The following is a 4,578-nucleotide window of genomic DNA, read 5'->3' as shown; positions in this document are numbered from 1 at the left end:
CAAAAATTAAAAGGTCTCCCTCCTTTTTGCTTACCCCTATTTATTGAGAAGATACTCCGGATTATTGTATTACTCCTTGTTTGGTCTTGTCAAGCCCGGATATGAATAAATAACCCCATAATTATCCTTTTAATTATGTTGACAAGCATAATCCCATACCATATAATAATTGACATTACATATAATTGCCAAGTAAGCAAATGTTCGAAAATTGTTTTGAAATTGTTACTGTTTGCTAAATTTATTATAAATCAACAGGATTCACTACCAGTTAGTAAGTAAAAATATTTGAATGGGTTATTGCGCCACTTTACGTGAGGGATGCTGATATGTTATATGATGAGGTTTCACAAGATCGCCACAAACTAATGGCTGATATTGCTGAGTGGTATTACAATGATGGCTTGTCCCAGCAAGATATTGCCAAAAAAGTAAACCTATCTCGTCCATCTATCTCGCGCTTACTCCTTGAAGCCCGAGAGCTAAGTATTATCGATATCCGGATCAACCACCCCATCCCCACCGCTAATTCACTGGAAATAGAACTTGTCAAGAATTTTCCTCATCTCCAATCTGCAAAGGTGCTAGAACGCAGAATGGGTAGCGAGGATGATACTATGCGCCAACTGGGACGGTTAGGGGCAGACGTTTTAGAGAATGTGCTCGAAGACAACATGATTCTCGGTTTATCTTGGGGAACCACAATCCATTCAGTGGTTGAGGAATTACGGCCCAAACGCTTGAGTAATGTGAAAGTCGTCCAACTTGTCGGTGGCGTTGGCGCCCCCTATAGCTCAATTGATGGACCAGAGCAAGTCAGGCGGGCTGGTGAAATCTTTGGAGCTCAACACTATTACCTCAATGCTCCCTTGATCGTCGACACCCCGGAAATTGCTGCTGCACTGAGAGAAGACCATTCAATAAAGGAAGTCCTTGAGCTTGCCAAGCAATCTAACATTGCCCTATTAGGGATTGGGCCAATCATTCCTGAAATCTCTACCCAGTTTCATTCCGGATATTTTTCCTTCCAAGACATACGCGATCTGGAAAAACTAGGGGCGATTGGTGCGATATGTGTCTGCTTCACGGATATTCAGGGAAACCGAATCTATGTGCCGTGGTGCGAAGATTGCGCGATAAGCATTCCCTGGGAAGATTTATTGAAGATCCCAATTAAAATTGGGATTGCTAAGGGGAAACGAAAAGCCCCCTCCATATTAGGGGCGATTAGATCGGGCGGGATTGATATCCTGGTTACGGACGACGAAACAGCTGAAGAAGTTCTAAACCTAAATAAAAATCCCTCTGCCTAATCTCCTTTCATTTGCTCAGGTTTTTTAAGAAACCTGAAAAACGCAAATCATAATTCTGTGCCCAAATAGATGATGAACAACATACTCTTTGAATTCTCTTCAGTTGAAAAAATCATCTTTGGGACTAACCAAAGCCAACGCCTTGGAAAAATTGTCAGAGACTTTGGAGAAAGCGCCCTCCTCATAACTGGAAAAATGCCAGATAGGCATCAACTCCTTCTAGATGATTTACAAAAAAATAGTATCAAGTTCACAACATTTCCCATTGACAATGAACCAACAATAGATATGGTCATGGAGGGGACAAAGTTTGCCCGCCAATATAACCCCCAGGTGATGATAGCGCTGGGGGGCGGCAGTGTACTTGATGCAGGAAAAGCAATTGCGGGCATGATGACCAATCCAGGTGACCCATTAGATTATTTAGAAGTAATTGGTAAAGGAAAAGCAATTCAAAATCAAGCCACGCCGCTAATTGCAATCCCCACTACGTCCGGAACTGGAGCAGAAGTCACCCGGAATGCAGTCTTGCTATCCCCTGAGCATAAAACCAAAGTCAGTTTACGCAGTGCACTCCTGCTCCCGACTATTGCACTACTTGATCCAAGCCTGACGATATCCATGCCACCAGCAGTCACAGCATCTAGCGGGCTAGACGCACTTACCCAATTGATTGAGGCGTTTACCTGTAACACACCCAATGCAATGATTGACGCATTATGCCTGGAAGGCATTTTGCTTGCTGCGAGATCATTGCCAATAGCGTTTAGCGATGGATCTAACCAACAAGCCAGAGAAGAAATGGCACTTGCGAGCATGTATAGCGGTTTAGCGTTGGCCAACTCGCGCCTGGGCGCGGTTCATGGCATTGCCGGACCGTTTGGAGGAATTTTTCACGCACCGCACGGAGCTGTTTGTGCACGGCTCTTGCCAGTTGTAACCAAAACCAACGTGCAACAACTCCGAGAAAATGACACAGATCATACAACTCTAAAAAAATACAAGCAGGTTGCTCAACTACTAACAGGAAACGAGCAAGCCACAATTGAAGAGGGAATCAGTTGGCTGGAAGAAATTGTAAAAGATTTTGATATCCCAACTCTCAAACATTACGGCCTGACACCCGACAAATACGATGAATTAATTGAAAAAGCGCTAAAAAGCAGCAGCATGAAAGGCAACCCGGTTTCGTTATTTCCTCAGGTATTAGAGGATATCCTTGACATCGCAATACAATAATCTCATCCTTCCTAAAAAACATTCCATAAGAATCGCGCCAAAAGGAAAAACACATGAACCACACGATCCTCCTGTTTGATATGGATGGCGTTTTGCTCCACGCTGATGGCTACCATCGGGCATTGCAGGCTTCAGTTGAGTTAATCGGCCACAATCTGGGGATTGAAAATCCGATTCTAAGCAAAGAACATATTGCCAAGCTCGAAGCTGCAAGTGTGACCCATGAATGGGAATCGCTGGCTATTTGCACAGCAATTCTATTAATGCATATTTGGCGCACTGAACCAGAAGTAAGAATTCCCAAAAATATCAATCTCATTCCAGGCCAATTCTTTATCCAAGGTGAAGATTATTTCAGTGGTTTTCTTCAAAATATCAAACTAAATGGAGAGCCGCCCACAGCTTTCATGGAACACCTTCTTCTGGAACAAGAACCCTCTCTAAACCTGGAACAACGAGAGTACCTCAAAGGCATTCTGCGAAATGGCCAGAACCACGATCTAAGCTTCACCCTACCAATTTTTCAAGAATATGTTTTGGGGAGTAAATCATACAGCCAAATTTATAACCGCCCTAGCCAGCTAAACACCGAAAGTTACCTGGAATTGTACGACCAGGCAGCGTTATCCCAAACAACCCACGACCAACTAATTAAATGGGTGAAATCAGAGGATCATCACGCTGTAGTTTTTACCAATCGCCCCAGTACCCCTCCCAATGGTTTTTTTAGCACACCAGAAGCAGAATTGGGTTTAAAAGCAATTGGCCTGCAAGAATTGCCAATTGTTGGCGCTGGCTCATTATTTTGGCTGGCAAACCTGGCAGCCAAACCATTGAATATGTATTTAAAACCCAGCCCCGTTCATGCCTTGGCTGCCATTCAAGTCGCTTTGGGCACTCCACATACCGCATCCCTCAAATTGGCATTGGATTTTTTCTGCGGCAGATACGAAAAAGAAAAATGGGGGCCATTAGATGGATCAACCATAGTCGTTTTTGAAGATTTGATTGGAGGATTGCGCAGCGCAAAGGACGCAAAGGAATTACTAGAAAAATACGGCGTTAGAATAGAAATGATTTTAGTTGGGATAACCAAGCATCCAACAAAAGCCAAATCATTGTCTCAAGTGGCATACCATGTGGTTGAGGACATTAACAATAAATATCTCAGGGAGATACTTACTTGCTAGGCAATCTCACCATTTGTATTAATTTCAACTACGATACAAGTTAGTCATCAATTACCTATTAGATGATGAATATCCCCAAATTACAGGATTTTTCATCGCAATAACCCCACATGAGAAATAGTTTGACGAGCACCATTTATCGTACTAAATTTGCCTTATGAAATCATCTGAGGAAACAGACAAAAATGAAAAATCACTTCCTCTCAAAAATGCCCTGACACTTTATAACAGGGTTACCTCCCATCCAGGCATAGTAGGCTGCTCGCGAGATCCCAAATAAGTTACCCATGGCTTTCACTTCGTATCTTCCTCGGTTGTTTTCAATAACCCGATATCGCGATTCGCGAGCGAACCCTGACGCAACTCGATATGGAATTTTGTTAGCAGGTCAAGCTCCATTTCCAATCTGACAAAATAGGCAGTCGTGTATTCTTTCTTCGGCTTTCTCCCACTTCGGCTCCTCTTGTTTGCAAACATCTCTTCCCCCTCTTCTTGACACTGCCTTGCCCAAGCATTGCTCTGATTCCGATCTGCTATTGAGAAACGATGCAAGATCTCGGTTGCTGGCCAGCCTTCTTCCAAGTACAACCTAATTGCTTCTCGCTTATCCAGTTTGGATAATCTTTGCGCCCTTTTCTTCTTGTCATATTAAAAAATCTCCTGTTTTATTTTCTCACAGGAGGTCTTTTATTTCAGTGTCTTTTATTAGTAGCAGGGGCAGGACTCGAACCTGCGACCTCCGGGTTATGAGCCCGAAGAGCTGATTTTGTAAGATATGGGTTACACCATCATCCCCTTTGGCCTGTACTGCAACGCCTCCGCCAAATGCGTGGCTT

3 protein-coding genes and 1 tRNA gene are annotated in these 4,578 nt (G+C 43.4%); 3 read left to right on the top strand and 1 reads right to left on the bottom strand.

Going from position 1 to position 4,578, the window contains the following annotated elements:
• The first annotated feature begins 329 nt into the window (after positions 1 to 329).
• The 3 genes from AC3DOM_RS15895 to AC3DOM_RS15885 all read left to right on the top strand — a co-directional run bounded on the left by AC3DOM_RS15895 (position 330) and on the right by AC3DOM_RS15885 (position 3,742).
• Positions 330 to 1,313: a sugar-binding transcriptional regulator gene (locus AC3DOM_RS15895; RefSeq protein WP_487920022.1), complete on the top strand. Its 984-nt coding sequence runs from the start codon at positions 330 to 332 to the stop codon at positions 1,311 to 1,313.
• 72 nt (positions 1,314 to 1,385) lie between these two features.
• Positions 1,386 to 2,552 carry an iron-containing alcohol dehydrogenase gene (locus AC3DOM_RS15890; RefSeq protein ID WP_487920021.1) on the top strand — a complete coding sequence of 389 codons (1,167 nt, stop codon included), beginning with the start codon at positions 1,386 to 1,388 and terminating at the stop codon, positions 2,550 to 2,552.
• Between the two features lie 122 nt (positions 2,553 to 2,674).
• Positions 2,675 to 3,742 (top strand): hypothetical protein, encoded by a 1,068-nt coding sequence (locus AC3DOM_RS15885; protein WP_487920020.1) that lies wholly within the window; start codon positions 2,675 to 2,677, stop codon positions 3,740 to 3,742.
• A 713-nt stretch (positions 3,743 to 4,455) separates the two neighbouring features.
• On the opposite strand, the gene AC3DOM_RS15880 is transcribed toward AC3DOM_RS15885, so the two are convergent.
• Positions 4,456 to 4,541 (bottom strand) — tRNA-Met (locus AC3DOM_RS15880).
• Between the last annotated feature and the right edge of the window lie 37 nt (positions 4,542 to 4,578).

The organism is Candidatus Desulfolinea nitratireducens, from assembly GCF_982879505.1.
The sequence above is the reverse complement of the archived record's forward strand: the minus strand, read 5'-3'. Positions and strand labels throughout refer to the sequence as shown.

Coding starts and splice junctions, on each gene's coding strand:
- AC3DOM_RS15895 (WP_487920022.1), top strand. CDS start 330: ATGTTATATGATGAGGTTTCACAAGATCGCCACAAACTAATGGCTGAT.
- AC3DOM_RS15890 (WP_487920021.1), top strand. CDS start 1,386: ATGAACAACATACTCTTTGAATTCTCTTCAGTTGAAAAAATCATCTTT.